Source organism: Sphingomonas sp. NFR15 (assembly GCF_900103265.1).
Classification (GTDB): Bacteria; Pseudomonadota; Alphaproteobacteria; order Sphingomonadales; family Sphingomonadaceae; genus Sphingomonas; species Sphingomonas pollutisoli.
The window spans coordinates 90,280-110,269 of record NZ_FMWX01000001.1 but is presented as its reverse complement, the minus strand read 5'-3'; the positions used below and the strand labels follow the sequence as shown (position 1 = coordinate 110,269).

Sequence of the window (19,990 nt, the reverse complement as noted above, 5' to 3'; positions counted from 1 at the left end):
ACTCATGGCTGATACTGAACCTTACCTGCGCAAGCTCGATATCGAACTGCGTCCCGACGCGAGCCGCACTGTGATCCGGCCATTCCTGCCGTCCGATCCCGCCGGCTTCGACCATCAACCCGAAGACCGCACGACCCGAATCGTCCGTCGCGTGCTCGCCTTCGACGGTGCGGCGGTGACCCGTCAGATCGAGCGGCTGTGGGAATCGATCGGACATGCCGATCATGGCGCCAAGGATACGCTGCGCGCACGCGGCGGGGATCTCGCGGGGCGCGTCGCCGGTGTCGATGTCGCGACCCTCGACGAAGATCGTCGATTGCTGATCGGTGCGTATTTCAGCGCGGAATATTCGTTCGAGTCGGCGGCTTTGTTCAATCCCAGCATCGTCGCATGGCCGATTGGTATGCAGCCGGCGGGCGACACGGGCTTCGTTCTGTCACTGCGCGGGATCGGGGAAGGGCATCTGTCCTCGGTGACGTTCCGGACCGGCGTGTGGCGGGCCGACGGCGATGTCGAGATCGCCGCACCCGCCGCGAGGGGCGTGCCGCCGATTACCACCCCGGTGCGAGGCTGGCAGGACGCCGACACGATCCAACTCGATTGCTCCGGCAGTTGCGAACCGTCCGAGACGGTGCTGTTCCCGGTCGTGGAAAGCCAAAGCCGCGGCATTGAGGATTTGCGGCTCACGCCCTTCGCGATACCGGACCGGCCCTTGACCTTTATCGGCACCTACACCGCGGTCGGCGCGGCGGGGGCGCGCCAGGAGCTTCTCCAGACCGACGATTTCCGCACCTTCAAGATGCATCCGGTGCGGGGCGACCTTGCCGACGCCAAAGGTATGGCGCTGTTCCCGCGTCAGATCGGTGGGCGCTACCTGGCGCTGGGGCGGCAGGACAATGAAAATTTGTGGCTGGCGTCGTCCGACGACCTGCTGACGTGGCGAGCGCAGGGCAAGCTTCTGGAGCCGTTGTACGCATGGGAGAGTGTTCAGATCGGCAATTGCGGCTCGCCCATCGAGATCGACGAAGGCTGGCTGGTGTTAACGCACGGCGTGGGCGTGGTGCGCAATTACTGCATGGGCGCGGTGTTGCTCGACCGCGACGATCCCGCGAAGGTGCTCGGGCGGCTGGCCGAGCCGCTGCTCGAGCCCAGCGATCATGAGCGCAACGGCTATGTCCCCAACGTGGTGTATAGCTGCGGCGCGCTGGTGCGTGGGCGCGAGATGCTGCTGCCATACGCCGTGGCGGACGATTTCACGCGCTTCGCAATCGTCTCCATCGACGGGATGCTTGCGGCGATGCGATAACGGCGCGGTGCAATCAGTCGCCGGTGACGCGAATGCGGGCCTCGGGGAGAAATGGTGCGGGCGGGGGGACTTGAACCCCCAAGGGCCTCGCGGCCCGACGGATTTTCGTACCGCTACGGCTTTCACCGCCACTTGCCCAGAGCGCCGGACAAGCGTTTGTGGTCTGGACTATCCCTTCACCATGCCCCGCTCGATCAAGCGGGGCGCAGGTGCTGCCCGTCTAGTCTCTACACCTTCCCGTCGGAATGACGGGCTTGGCTCGGGATCGCCATTTTACAGGGTTCCCCGAATTTGAGCAGTTCTACTTCGCGGGTTTCCCCGTGAGCACTCAAGTCGTTTAAGTCCGGTGCGTCTACCGATTTCGCCACGCCCGCATCATCAAGGGGTGCATAAACGGCAAGTCTGGATCAGCCAAGCGCGATCTGCGCGGGCGACTCATACGTTGAGGCGAAGGCGCATTTCCTTGCCCGGTTTGAAATACGGAACCCGCTTTGCCGTGACATCGACCAATTCGCCAGTGCGGGGATTGCGGCCGGTCCGAGCGTCGCGCGCACGCGTTGAGAAGGCGCCGAAGCCGCGCAGCTCGACGCGTCCGCCGCTTGCCAAACGCTTTGAAATTTCATCGAAAAACGTCGAGACGATCGCCTCGATATCGCGCGGCGCCAGATCGGGATTCTGCTCGGCCAGCAACTGGACCAGTTCCGATCGGATCATTGCGCTGTAAGCTCCCGATTAAAATACATCCACGATCATACCACAGTCTCCCATGAGAGATGCGTGATTTAAAACTAGACGTAGATCAATGTGCGAGAGGTGTAAACGTAAATAAGGCCGAAAGGGCCATTCCGGTGCAACCGGCAAAGCAAGGTGGGCCGCCGGCATCGCCGACGACCCACCACGTTCAGATCAGCGCTTCTCGTTGCGCGCCTTGAGCGCCTCGCCGAGGATGTCGCCAAGCGACGCGCCCGAGTCGGACGAACCGTACTGCGCCACGGCCTGCTTCTCTTCGGAGATCTGCATCGCCTTGACCGAGAAGGTCGGCTTCTTCGAACGATCAAAGCCGGTCACCATCGCGTCGAACTTCTGCCCGACCTGGAAACGCTCCGGACGCTGTTCGTCGCGGTCGCGGCCGAGATCCGTGCGCTTGATGAAGCCGGTCGCGCCATCGTCGCCGACCTGAACTTCGAGGCCCGCGTCGCGGACTTCGAGCACGGTGACGGTGACGATCGCGTTCTTGTTGAGGCCCGAACCAGCACCACCGCCGGCAGCCGCACCGCCGCTCGCCGGAGCACCACGCTCAAGCTGCTTCATGCCGAGCGAGATACGCTCCTTCTCGGCGTCGATGTCGAGAACGACGGCCTGGACGACCTCGCCCTTGCGGTGGAGGTTGAGCGCGTCTTCGCCCGACACGCCCCAGGCGATGTCCGACATGTGGACCATGCCATCGACGTCGTTGTCGAGGCCGATGAACAGGCCGAATTCGGTCGCGTTCTTGACTTCACCCTCGACGGTCGAGCCGATCGGATGCGCTTCGAGGAACGCCTCCCACGGATTGGCCTGTGCCTGCTTGAGGCCGAGCGAAATGCGGCGCTTGTCGGGATCGACCTCGAGCACGACGACATCGACTTCCTGCGAAGTCGAGACAATCTTGCCCGGATGCACGTTCTTCTTGGTCCACGACATTTCGGACACGTGGACGAGGCCCTCGATGCCCGCTTCCAGCTCGACGAACGCACCATATTCGGTGATGTTCGTGACGCGGCCGGTGAGCTTCGCGCCGACCGGATACTTGGCCGATGCACCATCCCACGGATCGCTCTCGAGCTGCTTCATGCCGAGCGAGATGCGCTGCGTGTCCTTGTTGATGCGGATGATCTGAACCTTGACGGTATCGCCAATGTTGAGAACTTCCGAAGGATGGCCGACGCGCTTGTAGCTGAGATCGGTGACGTGGAGCAGGCCGTCGATGCCGCCCAAGTCGACGAACGCACCGTAATCGGTGATGTTCTTGACGACGCCGTCGATGATCTGACCCTCGGCGAGGCTGAGGATCAGGCCCGAACGCTGCTCGGCGCGGGTCTCTTCGAGGATCGCGCGACGCGACACGACGATGTTGCCGCGCTTGCGGTCCATCTTGAGGATCTGGAAGGGCTGGGGGATGTCCATCAGCGGAGTGACATCGCGCACCGGACGGATATCGACCTGCGAGCCGGGCAGGAACGCGACGGCGCCGTTGAGATCGACCGTAAAGCCGCCCTTGACGCGGCCGAAGATGACGCCCTCGACGCGCGCGGTCTTGGCGAATTCGGTCTCGAGCGTGTCCCAGGCGGCTTCGCGGCGGGCGCGGTCGCGCGACAGCATCGCTTCGCCGTGGACGTTCTCGACGCGATCGACATAGACTTCGACTTCGTCGCCAACCTTGAGATCGGCCTTCTGGCCGGGGGCGGCAAATTCGCGCAGCGGCACGCGGCCTTCGGACTTGAGGCCCACGTCGATCACGGCGAGATCATTCTCGATGCCGGTGACGGTGCCCTTGACGACGCGGCCTTCGAAGCTGTCGGCGCCGCCGAGCGTCTGTTCGAGAAGGGCTGCGAAATCGTCGCGCGTGGGGGATGCCATAGTGGCCATAAAGGAGTCGGTTCCTGGTCTTAACGTTTCCGGCCGGCCGGTTGTCTCCGGCGGTCTTCTAGCCGATACGCCGCGACAGCCTCATGCCGCCGCAGCATCCGCGCGGGTGAGCGAAGCGAAGGAGTGCTCGACCAAGCCGAACAGGCGCAAGAAGATAAACCTCCGCGCCTTCCTCCACGAGCGCCTGCCCGCTGGACCGCCAATCTATAGCGCGCGGTCGCTCTCGACGCAAGGCGACGCCAGACCGGAACCTACTCCGCCGGCGGCTGCCAAAGCTCGATCGGATTGCCTTCGGGATCATGGATGCGGGCGAAGCGACCCGTCTCCGGGGTGTCCCACGCGGGGTCGAGTTCGATGGCGATATCCGCCCCGCGCAGCGTGGCCAGCAACGCGTCGAGATTATCGACGCGGAAGTTGAGCATCCACGGCTTTTCGCGCGGCCACATATCCGTGTTCGTGGCGAAGGGCATAAACAGCGTAGGCCCGGCGCTCTGCGGCCAAGGCTCATAGCCCTCACCGCCGACCCCGAGATGCGTGCGATACCAATGCCGCAACGCGTCGGGATCATCGGCGCGGAAGAAGATGCCACCCACACCGGTCACACCCATCAAACCCTCCTCGACAGCCGCGCGCAGTGTATCGCCTCCGTGCGGAAAGCAAAGGGGGAACGGCGCTCAGGTGCGGCTCGTTGAGTCATGGCAAGGAGCAACCCCATGCCAGACGATACGCACACCGAAACGCAGCCGCGCCCCAACCTCTCGACCGAGCCGGGCGAGAAGAAGACCGCCGACAACGCCGCGACGGAAACCCAGCCCGCGCCGAACCTCTCAACCGAGCATCAGAAGGAAGGTGATGCGCGCAGCCCGAGCGACACGCTCGATCGGGGACAGAGTTAGCCGGCCTGGTGACCGCGCGTGGTCAGCCGCGCCGGTTTTCCGCTTTCAGCTTCACCTGTCGCTCTACCAACTCGATCGCGCGCTTCAGCGCCGCCTCGATCGACAGAAAGCTGGTGTCGAGCAATGCGGCGTCGTTTGCCGCGAGGAGCGGTGCGCTGCTGCGCATCGAATCGCGCTGGTCGCGCGCGCGGATGTCGGCGAGCACCTTGTCCATGCTGACGTTCGAGCCGCGTTCGCGCAGTTCGGAATGGCGGCGGCGCGCGCGGATCGTCGGGGTCGCCTTGACGAACAATTTGGCGTCGGCCTCGGGTGCGATCACCGTGCCGATGTCGCGGCCGTCGAGCACCGCGCCGCCGGGCTGGTTGGCGAAACGGCGCTGGCGGTGGAACAAGGCCGCGCGCACCAGCGGATGCGCCGAGACGATCGACGCACGTTTGCCAGTATCATCGTCGCGCAATGCCGGATCGTCGAGCAAGGACTCGTCGAAGTCGGTCGCGGCGACAGCATCTGCCTCGATCGTGGGATCAAGGTCGAGCAGCGCGACGTTGGCCGCGACCGCCCGGTATAGCAGCCCGGTGTCGAGATACGGGAGACGATAATGGCTGGCGAGCGCGCGAGCGATCGTGCCTTTCCCCGAGGCGGCAGGGCCATCGACGGCGATGATCATGCCTCCACCCCCGCGTTGGCGCCACGCAGTCTGTCCAGCGATTCGAAAAAGATCGGGTAGCTGGTCGCGATCGGTGCGGAATCATCGAGCGTGAGCGGGGTGCGTGTGTTGAGCCCGGCGACCGCCATGCTCATCGCGATCCGGTGATCGAGCTGGGTGGCGACGGTGCCGCCGCCGGCGATCGCTCCGCCGCCATTGCCCTGTACAGCCAAGCCGTCCTCATATTCGTGTGTTGCGACCCCGCACGCGCCGAGCGCGGCGGCCATCGCGGCGATCCGGTCCGATTCCTTGACGCGCAGTTCGTGCGCGCCGCGTGCGACGGTGCGCCCCTCGGCGAAAGCGGCGGCGACGAACAGGATTGGATATTCGTCGATCATGCTCGGTGCGAGCTCGGCGGGCACTTCGATCGCTTTTAGTTGCGCGTGACGGACGCGCAGATCCGCAACCGGCTCGCCGCCGACCTCGCGCGGGTTCACTTCGGTGATGTCGGCGCCCATCATCCTGAGCGCGGTGAAGATGCCGGCGCGGGTCGGGTTGAGGCCGACATTCTCGACCACCACGTCGGACCCGGGCACGATCGTCGCCGCGACGACGAGAAAGGCGGCGGACGACGGATCGCCCGGCACGACGATCTGTTGCGGCTTCAATTCGGCCTCGCCGCTGATGGCGATGATGCGCCCTTGCGGCGTCTGCTCCACCTCCACGGTCGCGCCGAAGCCGCGCAGCATCCGCTCGCTATGGTCGCGCGTCGCGATCGGCTCGATCACGCGGGTGATGCCGGGGGTGTTGAGCCCCGCCAGCAGCACCGCCGACTTCACCTGCGCCGAGGCGACCGGCAGCGTGTAGTCGATCGGCACCGCTGGGTTGATGCCGCGCAGGATCAGCGGCAGCCGCCCGCCCGGATAGGCGGTGAAGCTCGCGCCCATCCGCGACAGCGGCTCGATCACGCGCCCCATTGGGCGCTTGGTCAGCGAGGCGTCGCCGGTGAAGGCGGCGGTGATCGCGTGGCTGGCGATCAGCCCCATCAGCAGTCGTGTCGAGGTGCCCGAGTTGCCCATCTCCAGCGCACCCTGCGGCTGGAGCAGTCCGCCGACGCCGACGCCGTGGATTCGCCAGATACCGTCCGCGCCGCGTTCTATCTCGGCGCCCATGGCGCGGAGCGCGGCGGCGGTAGCGAGCACGTCTTCGCCCTCGAGCAGCCCCTCGACCCGGCTTTCGCCGACCGCGAGCGCGGAGAACATCAGCGCGCGGTGGCTGATCGATTTGTCACCGGGCACGGCAACGCGACCGCGCAGCGGGCCGGAGGCGTGGATTTCGCGGGGGGTGGGATTGGCATGGGGCATCGGGCCCGGGCTTTTGACAGCGCCCTTGCGCTATGGCAAGGCGCGCGCCACTTTGACGGGGTTCACCCCCAGGGTTATCCGAAGTTTGAAAGGTCCAAACGGCATATGATTAAGCCGGAATGGGGCACGAAGCGATCGTGTCCGAAGTGCGCAACGCGTTTCTATGATCTCGGCAAGGACGATCCCGTTACCTGCATCGAATGCGGGTCGACGTGGGAGCCGGAGCCGATCCTGAAGTCGAAGCAGCCGCTGCCATTCGATTCGCCCAAGCCCGAGGCATTGAAGAAGGATGACGATCTCGCCGGTGACGACGAGGCGCTGGATATCGGCGAAGACGAAGAGCCGTCCCCCGACGACGAGGTCGACCTCGGCGGCGATGATGATCTCGGCGTGGAAGCTCCAACCGAAGACGAAGAACATTGATTTGAAAAAATGGCGGCAGGCGGCGATTTCGCCGCTTGCCAAGCCAGCGACGCCCGGCTAGTGGCGTCGCCTCCCGAGGGCCAAACGGCCCGAGAGAAATGGGGCCGTAGCTCAGCTGGGAGAGCGTTCGCATGGCATGCGAAAGGTCAGGGGTTCGATCCCCCTCGGCTCCACCATTTCTCAAACTTCCTGTTGGTTAGGTCGTACGGATCTGAAGCTAACGTACTGCGCGTGTTCGCCGGTGCGCAAACCAACAATCTCCACATCGCGAGAAGCGGATTCACGATTCGGAGCTTGGCCGGCGCGTGGCCGCTACGCCTTTGGCTCCAGCGGTTCGGTGACTGACCGCTCGCGCGTGTCTCCTTCAGTGGGCGACATCATCCGTCTGCGCAGCTAAAGGCATGCTTCCAACTTTGGCGCATGCCCCTGACCGGCTCTACCGCCTTAAGGAAGCGCATCTGGCGTTAGCCGCGCGACGCTATCGATATCGAAGGTAAGCATGGATGCTCGGCCGGTCGAATAGCGGGGCCAGGCTGCCAATGCATCTCCGTTGGGATCGCCGCGCTTCACGAAGTTGACCAGATAGTTGCTTATCGTCCGTGATGCGGCGCGATCGGTATCGGTGGTCTGGTCGCCATATTTTATGGATGCGGTGTCGAAAAAGAACGGAATATCCGTCGCATGTTTGGCACCTTGCCCGCTCGCAGTCTGGGCCGCGTTGGCGACGTAGGAGAACCGATAATAGTAGGTTGGTATTCCGTTGGAAGCGAATAGCGCGGCCATCTTGCGGGCACCGGTAATCATATAGCCGGCAGGGCCGCCGATATCGTCGCTAGTCGCCCCGAGCAGGACGGGCACCTTGCTGAACCGGCCGTTCTGGTAGGCAGCAATCGTATCCACCGCGATTCGACCGTCCGCGATCGGGCCGGTGAAGGTTCTGGGCTGACCAGGCGGCGTGGCCATGGTGGCGAGGTTCAAGCCATCGACTACCTGATTGGCGGGCAGCGCGCGAAGTTTCGCCAGGGCCCGCGGATCGTTTGCTTCGATACCTTTGGACTTGGCGAACGCGACCCCGATCCCCTCCGCTGTGGCGAGAGTGGTGCCGGGCTCCGCGCTCGGACCGCCCGACTCGATCACGGCCCTGTGAAAAAGGCCGATCGCAAGCGGAGATGTGATGAGGGCGTGAACCGACATTCCGCCAGCGCTTTCGCCGATAATCGTCACATCGGCAGGATCGCCGCCAAAGGCCGCGATGTTGCGGCGGACCCACCGCAGCGCCGCCAGCTGATCCATATACCCATAGTTTGCCAATAGGCCGTTGTCCGGATTGGCCGCGGTCAGTTGCGGGTGAGCGAATGTCCCGAACCGACCAAGGCGATAGTTGAAGCTGACGACCATAATGCCTCGCCTCGCGAGTTCGGCGCCCGAATAGGTGGGCGGAGATGAGCCACCGTTCACGAAGCCGCCGCCGTAAATCCACACCATCACGGGCAGTTTGGCGCTGGCGTGCGCGGGTCTCCACACGTTCGCGTACAGGCAGTCCTCCGCCGGGGCGGTGCCAAGCGGAGCGGCGTCGCTCCGGAAGGGGAGCTGCATGCAATCATGGCCATATTGGCCTGCATCGCGTTCCCCAGACCATTTTGCGGGAGTTTGGGGCGCCCGCCAGCGCAGCGCGCCCACGGGGGGAGCCGCGAACGGTATGCCCTTGAAGGATAGGACTCCATCGTCGCTCCGGCCGACAAGGGCACCCGTGTCGATCACGACACGAGGACGATCCGCCTGCGCGACGGCGGGTGCCGAAACGGAAAGAACCGCGGTTGCGAGGATGATGGTGCGCATGTCTTCTCCAGCGGGCCCCGATCAAGATGTTATACGTGTGGCGAGATGTCAGTTCCGGAAGAGCAGCGGTGCCATCTCGCGCAGGCTTCGGCGCCAGGTGAGGAATTCGTGCGCCGTGTCGGGAGAGACGTAGAAGGCGCTGTTGATGCCGGCCGCCTTCAGCGCTGCCGCGTTCGCGCGCGGATCGGGACGGGGGCCGCCGCCGGGGGCGCCCGCGCGGCCCCTGTCCAGTTCGCGGCTGCCGAAGCTGACGAAGACAAGCTTCACCTTGTCCTTGAAACCCGGCGTCGCGTTAACGTCGTCGATCCCGAAGGTGCCCCCGCTCAGCAGGCCGATATAGCCGAACGTGTCGAGGTTCTTCGGCGCGATCAGCTTGGTTTCGAAGCCTCCCATCGACAAGCCCGCCATCGCCCGGTGGCTGGCGTCGGCAGATGTCCGATAGCTGCGGTCGATGTATGGAATGAGTTCGTCGAGCAGCACCGTCTGGAAGGGGCGGATATCGAAGCTGGCGAGACCGCCGGGGCTGCCGGGCTTGATGTCGTTCGTCATTCCATAGGTCATCACGATGATGAACGGCCGCGATTTCCCTTCGGCGATCAGATTGTCCATGATGAGATTGGCATGGCCCTGGTTCGCCCATGCGGTCTCGTCCTCACCCCAGCCGTGCTGAAGATAGAGCACCGGGTAGCGGGTCTGCGGGTTCTTTTCATAGCCGGGGGGCGTGTAGACAAAGGCGCGACGCTGCGTACTCGTACTCGGGGACGGAAACAGAACCTGCTCGACGTGCCCGTGCGGGACATCCTTGAGCGCATAGAAGTCCGCGTCGTGCGCGGGTATCTCGATCCCGCTCTCCCAGCGCGTGGAGCCATAAAAGTTGAGAGCGCCCGGATCGTTGAACGTGCCGCCGTCGATGGTCAGATGATAATAGTGAAATCCCTCGTCCAGCGGGCCTTCCGAAGTCCCGATCCATGTGCCGTCGCTGGCCTTGGTCAAGACCGTGCCGCCGCGCCCCCCTAGACCGAGGCTGACCTTTACCGCCTTCGCATCGGGTGCGATGATCCGAAACCGTGCATACCCCTGCGAATTCACCTGGGGGTATTGCTGCCCCGGCTGATTGAGCGACGATGGCTTGAAGTCCTCGGCTACGGGCGCGGCGGCGGTCTGCGCCAGTGCTGGACTTATAGCAGCACTGGCGATCAGCAGCGCGGCGGCCATGCGTTTCATTCCGAACCTCCCCAATACTTCGATGTCGTGATCGACTCTGCGGACGATCTCATTGCGCGTGGTTATTGCAACCGGAGCCTCGAACGGCAACGGTTAACTTGTCGGACATATCTGCTTCCGCGCGAAATGGTGGTTTCTGGATTGACGGGCGATATGCCGAACATCGCCATCGCGTCCTGCTATACGCCGGGGACGCGCGCCTCCGCAGCAGACCGCAGGCGCATCATAGCCCACCGACGCAAAGGTATTTGACGTGCAGGAACTCGTCGATGCCGAAGCTCGACCCTTCGCGGCCGATGCCGCTGTCCTTCACGCCGCCGAACGGCGCCACTTCGCTGGTGATGATCCCTTCGTTGATCCCGACCATGCCAGCCTCCAACGCGCGCGCGACGCGGAAGGTGCGCGAAAGGTCGCGCGTATAGAAATAGGCCGCCAGACCGAATTCGGTGGCGTTGGCGGCGTCGATGCCGTCCTGTTCATGCGTGAAGCGGAACAACGCCGCCACCGGGCCGAACGTCTCCTCGCGTGCGACGAGCATGTCCTGGTTCGCGTCGCGGATCACCGTCGGTTCGTAGAAGGTACCGCCGAGGGCGTGCGGGCTGCCGCCGGTAAGCACCACGCCGCCCTTCGCCACTGCGTCCTCGACATGCGCCGAGACCTTCTTCACGGCTGCATCGTTGATGAGCGGACCTTGCTGAACATCAGGGTCGAAGCCGTTTCCGACCTTGAGCGCCTTCACCCGCTCGGTAAGCCGCTCGGCGAATACCTCGTAGATGCCGTCCTGAACATAGAAACGATTGGTGCAAACGCAGGTCTGGCCGCTGTTGCGGTATTTCGAGGCGATCGCGCCCTCGACGGCTTTCTCCAGATCGGCGTCGTCGAAGACAAGGAAAGGGGCATTGCCGCCGAGTTCCATCGAGAGCTTCTTCATCGTCGCGCCCGATTGCTCGTAAAGAATCTTCCCGACGCGGGTCGAGCCGGTGAAGGTCAATTTGCGCACCAGCGGGCTGGTGGTCAGCGCGCCGCCGATCGCGCCGGCGTCGCCCGTCACGACATTGATGACACCGGCAGGGATGCCGGCCTTCTCAGCCAGGACCGCCCACAGCAGCCCGCAATAGGCGGTGAATTCGGACGGCTTGACGACAACGGTGCAACCCGCCGCCAAGGCTGGGGCGATTTTGCGAGAAAGCATCGAGAACGGGAAATTCCAGGGCGAAATCGCCGCGACCACCCCGACGGCCTCGCGCGTCGCCAGGATTTGCCGACCCTGCCAAGGCGAGGGGATGATCGTGCCATCGATGCGCCGAGCTTCTTCGGCGAACCACTGGACATATTGGCTCCCGAGCAGGATCTCGGCGCGCGCTTCTGCGAGGGGCTTTCCCTGCTCCAGCGTCAGCATCGACGCGAGCAGTTCGGCGTGGTCCCGGATGACCGCCGCCATCCGGTGGAGCGCGGCCGCCCGCTCGGCGGCCAGTGTCATCGACCAAGGCTTGAACGCCGCCTGCGCGGCGGCGATCGCCGCGTTCGTCTCCGCTGCGCCGGCCCAGGGGATGGTTCCGATCACGGTGCCCGTCGCCGGGTCGGTGACCTCTTCCGTTCGGCCGCTGTCGGCGCTCCGCCATTCGCCCCCGATCGCGTTCATCTCGCGCAGCCAGCCGTCCGCCTTGAGCTTGGTGAGGATGGTGTCGGTCATGGCTGTCTCCGTGGAACGCGGGAAGATACACATTGCCGCCCAACTTAAGAGCCAATGGACTCCAAATCCAACCGGAGGATAGCGGGCGAACCGCTCGAAGGGGCCGCCGGAGCGCCGTGTCCTCGTCTGCAATACGGCTCGACCGGGAAACGCTGGCCGCCACAGGGGACCACTACCAGGCCGATCGGGCGTCGGCAGACGCTCGTCAATCAAAGACGTTGCCCTTAAACAGCGACGACGGAACACCGACGGCGGCTGAACCGGACGCCGTCGTTAGACACGGCGCCCGAGCGCGGCGCTCGCGGAGAGGGGGAGATCACAATGCGCGAGACGCGACATAATCGCTAGGGTTCGTGGCGCCCGAGTTTTCACACGAGCGCGTTGCGGCGGATGAGTTCCTTATACCAATGCGCGCTCAGCTTCGGGGTCCGCTTCTGCGTTTCGAAATCGACATAGTGGATGCCGAAGCGGTTGGTATAGCCGTCGGCCCATTCGAAATTGTCGAGCAGGCTCCACACGAAATAGCCCTTGAGCGGATAGCCTTCGGCGGTGGCGCGGCGGAAGTGCGTCAGGCAGTTGCGCAGATACATGACCCGGTCGGGATCGAGCACTTGCCCGTTGGGCGTCACCATGTCGTCCGCCGAGCAACCGTTTTCGGCGACGAAGATCGCCTTGGGCTTCCACAGCTCGCTGACGCTCCGCACCGACCAATAGCCGACCTCCGGGCTGACATAGAGCCAGGGTGAAGGCATGCGCGGCGAGTGGAGCGAGCGCGGCAACACCGAATAGCCGCTGGGCGTGTCGTCGGCCATGACGTAGAATGGGGTGTAGACGTTGATCGCGAGGAAATCGAGCGGACTGCCGATCGCGGCCATGTCGCCTGGCTGCACCACCGGCGCGCCGGCGCCGGCGTCGGCGAGGTAGGAGTCCATGTAGCGCCCCTCCATGATCGCGGTGAGGAACATCGCATTCTCCTGGCGCGTCGCGCGCAGCGCCGCGGCGATATGCTCGGGCGTTTCGACCACGGGCACGAAGAAGGTGGCGTTGTCGGCGACGCCCACCTGCGTTCCGGCGCGCGCGGCCGCGCGGATCGCGCCGACGCCGAGACCGTGCGCGAGGATCGCGTGATGCCGCACCTGATTGAGTTCGCGTGGCGGAAGCATCAGCCCCGGCGCGTGGATACCGGATTTATGGCCGAGGTCTGAGAAGCTGCGCACCTCGTTGACCGTCATGAAATGGTGAACGCGGTCGGAGAGTTTGCCCGCCATGAAGCCGGCGTAATCGGCGAAGGCTTTGGCGGTGTCACGGTTCTGCCAGCCACCGGGGAGCGCCTGTGGCAGATCCCAGTGGAACATCGTCACATAGGGGGCGATGCCGGCGGCGAGCAGCGCGTCGATCACGCGGTTATAATGATCGACGCCTTTCTGGTTCGGCTGCCCCTTGCCCTCTGGGAAAATGCGCGACCAGGCGAGCGACATCCGGTAGGCGCGCACGCCGAGATCCTTCATCAGCGCGATGTCCTCGCCGTAGCGATGATAACTGTCGCTCGCGACGTCGCCCGTCGCGTTGTTCACGATCTTGCCGGGCGTGTGCGAGAAGACGTCCCAGTTGGTGAGCCCGCGCCCATCTTCCTTCACGGCACCTTCGACCTGATAGGCTGCGGTGGCGCAACCCCAAAGGAAATCCGGCGGAAAGGCGGATGCGTCGGTGCCATGTTGGGCCGGTTTCGGCGCGGCGGCTCCGCTCGATGCGGCCGTCAAGGCGGCTCCCGCCGCAAAGCTCCCCACGACGAATTCACGGCGATCCATCAAATCCTCTCCTTCATGGGTACAGCCTTGTGCGTTATTTGCGCGCGGTGGCGATCTCGACGAGACCGCCGAGCGCCTGCCCGGTCGGCAATGCACCCGATGCGGTCAGCCGTTGCTCCGCTTCGTCCCAGTGCAGCACGGCGCTTTTCCCTCCACGTGCCCGATATGCGTTGGAGACACCGTCATCGTCGTAGAGCGTGGCATTGGCATCGCGCCCCGGATAGACCCGAACCTTCTCCAGCATCTGGCGTGTCGCCGTGCTTGGCACCTGCGCGCCGATCGGGATGATCGACCCGGCGCGGACGAACACGGGGATGCGGTCGATCGGGGCGGGAGCGTCGATCCACTGGCCGCCCGTCAGCTTCGCGTTGGTCCACCAGTCGTACCAGTCGCTGCCGCCGGGGAGATAGACCTTGCGGCTGGTCGCGCCTTGGTCGGTGACGGGGGCGACGAGCAGCGCCTGGCCCAGCATATATTCATCGCCGATTGTCGTCGCTTGGGCATCAGCGGGAAAGTCCATGAACAGCGCGCGCATGAACGGCGCCCCGCGCTCATACGTCTCGCGGCCCAGCGCGTAGAGGTACGGGATCAGCGAATAGCGCAGGCGTAGCCACTGCGCGAGGATCGGCTCGGCCGCCGTGCCATATTCCCAGATCGCGGTGCCGGGGCGCTGGCCATGGATGCGCAATGTCGGTGTGAGCGCGTTATACTCGAACCACCGTACGAACAGCTCCGGATAATCGCGATAGTCGGGCGACATCGCGGTCGCGCCGGCCGGATCGACCAGCACCGGGCGCGGCGCGGGCGGGCCGCTCGGGGTCTGCCAGCCGCCCGTGTCCGATCCCCAATAGGCGAGGCCGGAGGCGGTGAAGCCCAACCCGGTCGGCACCTGCCGCCGCAGCGCCTCCCACGTCGCTTGCACGTCCGACGACCAGAACAGACAACCGTTCGCCTGCGTACCGGTATAGGCGGCGCGGCACAGGATCATGTTGCGGAAGTCCGGACGATCCGCCGCCGACCCTTCCGCGACCGATGATGTATGCAACAGCGGGAACAGGTTGTGATAGCGGTCGCCAGACCCGATCGAATAAAAGGCGCCGTCGGGTACGAGATCGGGTTCGGTCTCATCAAGCCAGGTATAATCAAAGCCTTGGCTCAGGATGTTGTCGCGGATTCGCGCCCAGAACCACGCCCGCGCTTGCGGATTGGTCGAATCGAGCAGCGCGCCGGCGCGGTCGGCGCGCACCGCGAGGCCATCGACGGCCTTGCCGTCCTTGTCGTGGAGCAGCCAGCCCTTCGCCGCGAGCATGTCGAAATATCGCGATTCCCGCTCGAAGCGGGGCCACACGCTGATGATCGAGTGCAGACCCATTGCATGGAGCTGCTCGTTCATGCCCTTGGGATCGGGGAAGTAGGTGCGATCGATGTCGAGCTGCCCCATCCGCGTCCAGTAGAACCAGTCGAGCACCATCGCATCGAGCGGATAGCCGCGCTTGCGATAGCCTTGCGCGATGCTCATCAGTTCGGCCTGGCTTTCGTAGCGCGCCTTGGACTGGATCAGTCCGAACGCAGCCTTCGGGGGCAGCGGCGTGGCGCCGGTCAGCCGGCGATACCCGGCATACAACGCGTCGGTGGTCGCGCCAGTGATGACGAAGAACGAAACGCGCTCGCCGACCTGGCTCTGGAAGCGGGTGGCGTTGTGGAGGCCGGGAGAGACGGTGGTCGCCGCCGGATTGTCCCACAGGATCGCGTACCCCTTGTTGGTGACGAGAAACGGGACGCAGACCTGTTCGCCCGCGGGCGCGTCATAATAATGGCGGCAGTCGATCGTCCGGCCGCGCAGATCGAGCACGCCCTCCTGATTCTGACCGAGGCCGTAATAATGGGTGTCGGCGGTATCGGTGAAGCTCGCGCCGACGCGGAAGGTCTGCTCGCCGTTTACGGTTTGCGGCGCCATCTCCCAGCCGGTCATGCGGGTGATCGCGCGGCCATCCGCTCCGGCGACGGTGACCGATACCGGGGGCAGCGCCGGCGCGAAATAGCGCTCCATCTGCGTCGGCGCTTTGGGCCAGGGCTGCGCCGCGACCGCAACGGAGAGCGCCGCCGAGCGGAACACGTCGCCGCTGGCGTCGGTGGTGTGCTTCCAGCCGGCGTCGTCGGTTTTCCCGGTGACGCCCGGCCCGGCGGCGGCGGTGGCGAGAGCCCGATCGACTGCGACCGTGATCCGCACGATGTTTGGCCCGTACCCTTCGACCGCGACGATGCTGCCGTTGCGATTGACCGCCGCAAGGGCGTCGGCGCGCGCATCAGGCGCATGGAGGAACATCGCGGCGGCGATCAGAACGGCAAATGGCGAAGGACACATTATCCTTGCTGCGGCAGAAGCCCTCAATGCATCCCCCTCCTCATGCCTCTTGGAAAGCCGACGTACATCGCGCGGCCTTCTTTTTACGAACACTCGGTTTCCTATAAGGATTTGCTATCACCTGCCGACATGTCGCGCAATCGTGACTGCGACGTTCCGATCCCGAATGGTTGCGCGCCGATCGATTGTCACCGACGACCGCGACCACGACGAAGATGACGCGCCAGTGATGCACGACGCTTGAAGACGCTTGTCCTGGGTGGGTTATTGAACCGTGAAAGCGAGATCTCCATCGACCCCGTGTGTATCGGCGGATGCGACGTGGTAGGTTAGCTTGTAGGTGCCCTTGGGCAATGGCTTGGAAGTGGTGGCGATGAGGGTCATTCCGTCGGTGCTTACGCTTGTCGCCGCCTTCATCTTCATGGGCGCCGCCATTCTCATTCCCGGCATATCCACCATCTCCAGCGTGGCGCCGACCGACTGCGCGGTCAGTTTGTCCGAGAAGGTGATTTCCACCCGGTTGGTCGGCGCCACCGTGGCATCGGCGGCTGGGGTGCTGGAAACGAGGTCGGGGTGCGCGAAAGCGGGCGCGGCGATGAGCATTGCGGCGGCTGATGAGAGGATGAGGCGGCGCATGGGATTCTCCGTAGCTGAACCGGTGCCAGTCCGCGGAATACGCGCGGCCTCGCCGCATCCCTCGCCGCTGTCGTAAAATCCTTGAGGGGTGGCATGGCGTGATGCGTATGGTCGCGTAGGAGAGATGTCCATGACGATTGAAGACACCTTGGGCGCGCTTGCTGGATCACCCGTCCATCCGGCGTTGGAGACGATCGACAACGGGGTATTCTCCCGGATCGACGCGACGGCGCGTACCAGCCGCCAGGCGCGAGGGGGCATGCTGGTCGCGGTCGCCGTCGCGACGATCACGGGCGCCGCCGGCGCGGCCATTCCGGGCGGGCGCGGTGTCGAGCCGTCCGTCGTTCTGGTGAATACCGCGCTGGCGCCCTCGACGCTGCTGGGCGGTGTGGAATGAGCCGTGGGCTATGGCTCGTGCTGACGACGGCGCTGGCATTCGTCGCCGCAATCGGCGGGGTGGCGGTGGGGCGACTCGTCTGGCCGGGGTCGGCTCCGCCGGGCGCGGCGTTGCATCGGCTGCTCCACGACCGCATCCACCTCGACAGCGTGCAAGCCGCGCGGATCAAGGCGCTTGAGCGACACTATACCGCGCGCCGCGAGGCGCTGGAGGCCGAGATGCGCGCGGACAACGCGCGGCTCGCGTGGGCGATCAAGGCCGAGCACGGCTATGGTCCGCGCGTGGCGGCGGCAGTGAATGCCTCGCACATGGCAATGGGCGCGCTTCAGCGCGAGACCCTGGCGCATGTCTTCGCGATGCGACAGGTGCTTCGGCCGGATCAGGCGGCGAGCTTCGACGCGGCCATCGCGGACAAGCTCACCGATCCGGCGCGGTGAACGCCGACGCGGCGCGCGGCGACCTTGCGGCGTTGGACGATGGGGAACTGGTCGCTCGCACCATCGCCGGGGGGCAGGCCGCGTTCCGTGAGATCATGCGTCGCCATCGCGATCCGCTGTATCGTGTCATGCGTGGGCACGTCGGCGATGCGGAGGAGGCGCTTGATCTGGTGCAGGATTGTTTTGCCACCGCGTGGCGTCACCTCGCTGGTTTCGATCAGTCGCGCCCGCTGCGGCCCTGGCTCGCGCGCATCGCGATCAACCGCGCGCGCGACTGGCATCGCCGTCGCGCGGTGCGCCGGTTCATCGGGTTCGGGGTCGGCGGCGAGGAGGAGACGGTGCCGGACGACGAGCCGCTGCCCGATGCCGCTGCGGGCGCGCGCATCGAGCTTGAACGCGCCTGGGCCGCGATCGCGCGTTTGCCCGAACGGCTACGTGAGACGTTGCTGCTGCGCACCGTGAATGGATTGAGCCAGGCCGAGACGGCGGCGGCGCTGAAGATCAGCGAAAAGGCGGTCGAGACCCGGCTGTACCGCGCGCGCTTGCGCCTCACAGCCCTGCTTGGTGAGGGATAAGCCAGATCGGCGCGTATGGATCGCATGGAAAGGGCATCATGACGTTTCGGCGTAGAGATATCTTGAAGATCGGGAGCGCGGGCGCGCTGACCGCATGCTGGCCCGGCTGGGCGGCAGCGGTGTCGCCAGGGCTTCCCGCCGCGCCGCCGACCGTGAACGGAACCGACATCGAACTTCGGATCGCGCACCAGATGTTGCGGATCGGCCGCCGCGAGATGCACGCGATCGGGGTCAACGGCACCGTGCCCGGCCCGCTCGTTCGCTTGCGTGAAGGGCAGGACGTCCGCCTCACCGTCATCAATGATCTGCCGGACGAGGACACGTCCATCCACTGGCACGGGGTGTTGCTGCCCTTCCAGATGGACGGCGTGCCAGGCATCAGCTTCCCCGGCATCAAGGCGGGCAGCCGCTTCACGTATCGATTTCCGATCCGCCAGTCCGGCACTTACTGGTATCACAGCCACTCCGGGCTGCAGGAGCAAATGGGGCATTACGGTCCGATCGTGATCGATCCCGCTGGCGCCGATCCGATCGGCTATGATCGTGAGCATGTCGTCGTGTTGTCGGATCACAGCCCGATGCACCCGCACACGATCTTCGAACGGCTGAAGCAGCAGGGTGGCTATTTCAATTACCAGAAGCAGACGCTGGCGGGCCAGATCGCCGGCCGGGACCAGGGGCCGGCGGAGCGTCGCCGATGGGGCAAGATGCGGATGGATCCGACCGACATCTCCGATGTGACGGGTTCTACCTACACCTATCTCGTCAATGGCCGGGGGCCGGCGGATGGCTGGACGGGGCTGTTCCGGCCGGGGGAGCGGGTGCGGCTACGCTTCGTCAATGCGGCGGCCATGACGATCTTCAACGTGCGTATTCCCGGCCTGCGAATGTTGGTGGTCGCAGCCGACGGGTTACCAGTACGGCCCGTGGAGGTGGACGAGTTCCAGATCGCCAATGCCGAAACCTACGATGTGATCGTTGTTCCGTCCGAGGAGCGCGCCTTTGGGCTCGTCGCGGAGGCGATCGACCGTTCCGGAATGGCTTTCGGGACGCTTGCACCACGGCCCGGCATGCCGGCAATCGCGCCGCCACTCCGGCACCGGCCGCTCGCGACGATGCGGGACATGGGCATGGACATGGCCGCGATGGACCCGGATATGATCGACATGTCCTCAATGCACATGGAAATGCGCGACCGGCGAAACGCGCCGGCGCTGCCGCTCGGGCCGGGCATACAAACGATATCTCCCATGCCCGCCGACCGGACCGATGAGCCGGGGCAGGGACTTGCCGACGTCGGTGGCAAGGTGCTGGTCTATACCGATTTGATCGCGACCGACCGCAACCCCGATCGCCGCGCGCCATCTCGCAAGCTGGAGATCCATCTCACCGGGAACATGGAACGCTACATGTGGGCGTTCGACGGTAGGAAGCTTAGCGAAGTGAAGGATCCCATTCCGTTCACGGCCGGCGAGCGGGTACGCATCACGCTCATCAACGACACGATGATGAACCACCCGATCCACCTGCACGGCCACTTCTTCGAACTGGTGACGGGACATGGCGATCATGCTCCGCGCAAACACACGGTGAACGTACAGCCCGGCGGCATGCTGACCTTCGATCTCACCGCCGACGCGGTGGGCGACTGGGCGTTCCACTGCCACATGCTCTACCATATGCACGCCGGCATGATGCAGGTGGTGAGCGTGCGTCCGGCCGCGGCGGCATGAAGATGCTGGCTTGCTTGGCG

At 64.9% G+C, this 19,990-nt stretch carries 18 protein-coding genes and 1 tRNA gene; 8 read left to right on the top strand and 11 right to left on the bottom strand.

What is annotated here, in order from left to right:
* Positions 1-4 precede the first annotated feature (4 nt).
* Positions 5-1,306, top strand: coding sequence for a glycoside hydrolase family 130 protein (locus tag BLS81_RS00455; RefSeq protein ID WP_093219371.1), 1,302 nt, complete (start codon positions 5-7; stop codon positions 1,304-1,306).
* A 435-nt stretch (positions 1,307-1,741) separates the two neighbouring features.
* On the opposite strand, the gene BLS81_RS00450 is transcribed toward BLS81_RS00455, so the two are convergent.
* The 3 genes from BLS81_RS00450 to BLS81_RS00440 all read right to left on the bottom strand — a co-directional run bounded on the left by BLS81_RS00450 (position 1,742) and on the right by BLS81_RS00440 (position 4,542).
* A complete protein-coding gene (locus tag BLS81_RS00450; RefSeq protein ID WP_093219369.1) occupies positions 1,742-2,020 on the bottom strand; it encodes an integration host factor subunit beta in 279 nt (92 codons plus the stop codon).
* A 192-nt stretch (positions 2,021-2,212) separates the two neighbouring features.
* Complete coding sequence (gene rpsA, locus BLS81_RS00445; RefSeq protein ID WP_093219366.1) at positions 2,213-3,934, bottom strand: 30S ribosomal protein S1; 1,722 nt, start codon at positions 3,932-3,934, stop codon at positions 2,213-2,215.
* Positions 3,935-4,185: 251 nt separating this feature from the next.
* Entirely contained in the window at positions 4,186-4,542 is a 357-nt protein-coding gene (locus BLS81_RS00440; protein WP_176786964.1) for a VOC family protein, read from the bottom strand.
* A gap of 105 nt (positions 4,543-4,647) precedes the next feature.
* On the opposite strand from BLS81_RS00440, the gene BLS81_RS00435 reads away from it, so the two are divergent.
* Positions 4,648-4,830, top strand: a complete 183-nt coding sequence (locus BLS81_RS00435) for a hypothetical protein (RefSeq protein WP_093219360.1) — start codon at positions 4,648-4,650, stop codon at positions 4,828-4,830.
* Between the two features lie 22 nt (positions 4,831-4,852).
* Here the strand turns inward: BLS81_RS00435 and cmk are convergent, their stop codons facing one another.
* Positions 4,853-5,497, bottom strand: coding sequence for a (d)CMP kinase (gene cmk / locus BLS81_RS00430; RefSeq protein WP_093219358.1), 645 nt, complete (start codon positions 5,495-5,497; stop codon positions 4,853-4,855).
* A complete protein-coding gene (gene aroA, locus BLS81_RS00425) occupies positions 5,494-6,840 on the bottom strand; it encodes a 3-phosphoshikimate 1-carboxyvinyltransferase (protein ID WP_093219355.1) in 1,347 nt (448 codons plus the stop codon). Before aroA ends, cmk begins: the two co-directional genes overlap by 4 nt.
* 105 nt (positions 6,841-6,945) lie before the next feature.
* Here aroA and BLS81_RS00420 point away from each other — a divergent pair, with 105 nt between their 5' ends.
* A complete protein-coding gene (locus tag BLS81_RS00420; protein ID WP_069205552.1) occupies positions 6,946-7,263 on the top strand; it encodes a TIGR02300 family protein in 318 nt (105 codons plus the stop codon).
* Between the two features lie 100 nt (positions 7,264-7,363).
* Positions 7,364-7,439, top strand: a tRNA-Ala gene (locus BLS81_RS00415).
* A gap of 268 nt (positions 7,440-7,707) precedes the next feature.
* Here BLS81_RS00415 and BLS81_RS00410 read toward each other — a convergent pair.
* From BLS81_RS00410 to copC, 6 genes are all read right to left on the bottom strand, one after another.
* Positions 7,708-9,102: a carboxylesterase/lipase family protein gene (locus BLS81_RS00410; RefSeq protein WP_093219354.1), complete on the bottom strand. Its 1,395-nt coding sequence runs from the start codon at positions 9,100-9,102 to the stop codon at positions 7,708-7,710.
* 48 nt (positions 9,103-9,150) lie between these two features.
* On the bottom strand, positions 9,151-10,326 hold the full coding sequence (locus BLS81_RS00405) for an alpha/beta hydrolase-fold protein (protein WP_093219352.1): 1,176 nt from the start codon (positions 10,324-10,326) through the stop codon (positions 9,151-9,153).
* Positions 10,327-10,549: 223 nt separating this feature from the next.
* A complete protein-coding gene (locus BLS81_RS00400; protein WP_093219350.1) occupies positions 10,550-12,019 on the bottom strand; it encodes an NAD-dependent succinate-semialdehyde dehydrogenase in 1,470 nt (489 codons plus the stop codon).
* Between the two features lie 368 nt (positions 12,020-12,387).
* Positions 12,388-13,827 (bottom strand): GH1 family beta-glucosidase, encoded by a 1,440-nt coding sequence (locus BLS81_RS00395; protein ID WP_093219348.1) that lies wholly within the window; start codon positions 13,825-13,827, stop codon positions 12,388-12,390.
* Between the two features lie 34 nt (positions 13,828-13,861).
* The gene (locus BLS81_RS00390; protein ID WP_256326008.1) at positions 13,862-16,153 is read right to left on the bottom strand and encodes a glycoside hydrolase family 31 protein; all 2,292 of its coding nucleotides are present in this window, start codon (positions 16,151-16,153) and stop codon (positions 13,862-13,864) included.
* Positions 16,154-16,456: 303 nt separating this feature from the next.
* On the bottom strand, positions 16,457-16,828 hold the full coding sequence (gene copC, locus BLS81_RS00385) for a copper homeostasis periplasmic binding protein CopC (RefSeq protein ID WP_093219344.1): 372 nt from the start codon (positions 16,826-16,828) through the stop codon (positions 16,457-16,459).
* 130 nt (positions 16,829-16,958) lie between these two features.
* On the opposite strand from copC, the gene BLS81_RS00380 reads away from it, so the two are divergent.
* Genes BLS81_RS00380 through BLS81_RS00365 form a run of 4 tightly spaced genes read left to right on the top strand, consistent with a single transcriptional unit; the run spans position 16,959 to position 19,970 of the window.
* Positions 16,959-17,225, top strand: a complete 267-nt coding sequence (locus BLS81_RS00380; RefSeq protein WP_093219342.1) for a hypothetical protein — start codon at positions 16,959-16,961, stop codon at positions 17,223-17,225.
* Positions 17,222-17,662, top strand: a complete 441-nt coding sequence (locus tag BLS81_RS00375) for a periplasmic heavy metal sensor (protein WP_093219339.1) — start codon at positions 17,222-17,224, stop codon at positions 17,660-17,662. The genes BLS81_RS00380 and BLS81_RS00375 overlap by 4 nt, the downstream gene beginning before the upstream one ends.
* Complete coding sequence (locus BLS81_RS00370; protein WP_256326007.1) at positions 17,659-18,237, top strand: RNA polymerase sigma factor; 579 nt, start codon at positions 17,659-17,661, stop codon at positions 18,235-18,237. Before BLS81_RS00375 ends, BLS81_RS00370 begins: the two co-directional genes overlap by 4 nt.
* 38 nt (positions 18,238-18,275) lie before the next feature.
* Positions 18,276-19,970, top strand: coding sequence for a copper resistance system multicopper oxidase (locus BLS81_RS00365; protein WP_093219335.1), 1,695 nt, complete (start codon positions 18,276-18,278; stop codon positions 19,968-19,970).
* Positions 19,971-19,990 lie beyond the last annotated feature (20 nt).

What these genes read in the sequence shown, in the direction of transcription:
- BLS81_RS00400 (WP_093219350.1), bottom strand. Translation starts at nt 12,019, where the DNA reads ATGACCGACACCATCCTCACCAAGCTCAAGGCGGACGGCTGGCTGCGC.
- BLS81_RS00440 (WP_176786964.1), bottom strand. Translation starts at nt 4,542, where the DNA reads ATGGGTGTGACCGGTGTGGGTGGCATCTTCTTCCGCGCCGATGATCCC.
- BLS81_RS00380 (WP_093219342.1), top strand. Translation starts at nt 16,959, where the DNA reads ATGACGATTGAAGACACCTTGGGCGCGCTTGCTGGATCACCCGTCCAT.
- BLS81_RS00420 (WP_069205552.1), top strand. Translation starts at nt 6,946, where the DNA reads ATGATTAAGCCGGAATGGGGCACGAAGCGATCGTGTCCGAAGTGCGCA.
- BLS81_RS00390 (WP_256326008.1), bottom strand. Translation starts at nt 16,153, where the DNA reads ATGTTCCTCCATGCGCCTGATGCGCGCGCCGACGCCCTTGCGGCGGTC.
- BLS81_RS00450 (WP_093219369.1), bottom strand. Translation starts at nt 2,020, where the DNA reads ATGATCCGATCGGAACTGGTCCAGTTGCTGGCCGAGCAGAATCCCGAT.
- rpsA (WP_093219366.1), bottom strand. Translation starts at nt 3,934, where the DNA reads ATGGCCACTATGGCATCCCCCACGCGCGACGATTTCGCAGCCCTTCTC.
- copC (WP_093219344.1), bottom strand. Translation starts at nt 16,828, where the DNA reads ATGCGCCGCCTCATCCTCTCATCAGCCGCCGCAATGCTCATCGCCGCG.
- BLS81_RS00405 (WP_093219352.1), bottom strand. Translation starts at nt 10,326, where the DNA reads ATGAAACGCATGGCCGCCGCGCTGCTGATCGCCAGTGCTGCTATAAGT.
- cmk (WP_093219358.1), bottom strand. Translation starts at nt 5,497, where the DNA reads ATGATCATCGCCGTCGATGGCCCTGCCGCCTCGGGGAAAGGCACGATC.
- BLS81_RS00410 (WP_093219354.1), bottom strand. Translation starts at nt 9,102, where the DNA reads ATGCGCACCATCATCCTCGCAACCGCGGTTCTTTCCGTTTCGGCACCC.
- BLS81_RS00395 (WP_093219348.1), bottom strand. Translation starts at nt 13,827, where the DNA reads ATGGATCGCCGTGAATTCGTCGTGGGGAGCTTTGCGGCGGGAGCCGCC.
- BLS81_RS00455 (WP_093219371.1), top strand. Translation starts at nt 5, where the DNA reads ATGGCTGATACTGAACCTTACCTGCGCAAGCTCGATATCGAACTGCGT.
- BLS81_RS00435 (WP_093219360.1), top strand. Translation starts at nt 4,648, where the DNA reads ATGCCAGACGATACGCACACCGAAACGCAGCCGCGCCCCAACCTCTCG.
- aroA (WP_093219355.1), bottom strand. Translation starts at nt 6,840, where the DNA reads ATGCCCCATGCCAATCCCACCCCCCGCGAAATCCACGCCTCCGGCCCG.
- BLS81_RS00375 (WP_093219339.1), top strand. Translation starts at nt 17,222, where the DNA reads ATGAGCCGTGGGCTATGGCTCGTGCTGACGACGGCGCTGGCATTCGTC.
- BLS81_RS00365 (WP_093219335.1), top strand. Translation starts at nt 18,276, where the DNA reads ATGACGTTTCGGCGTAGAGATATCTTGAAGATCGGGAGCGCGGGCGCG.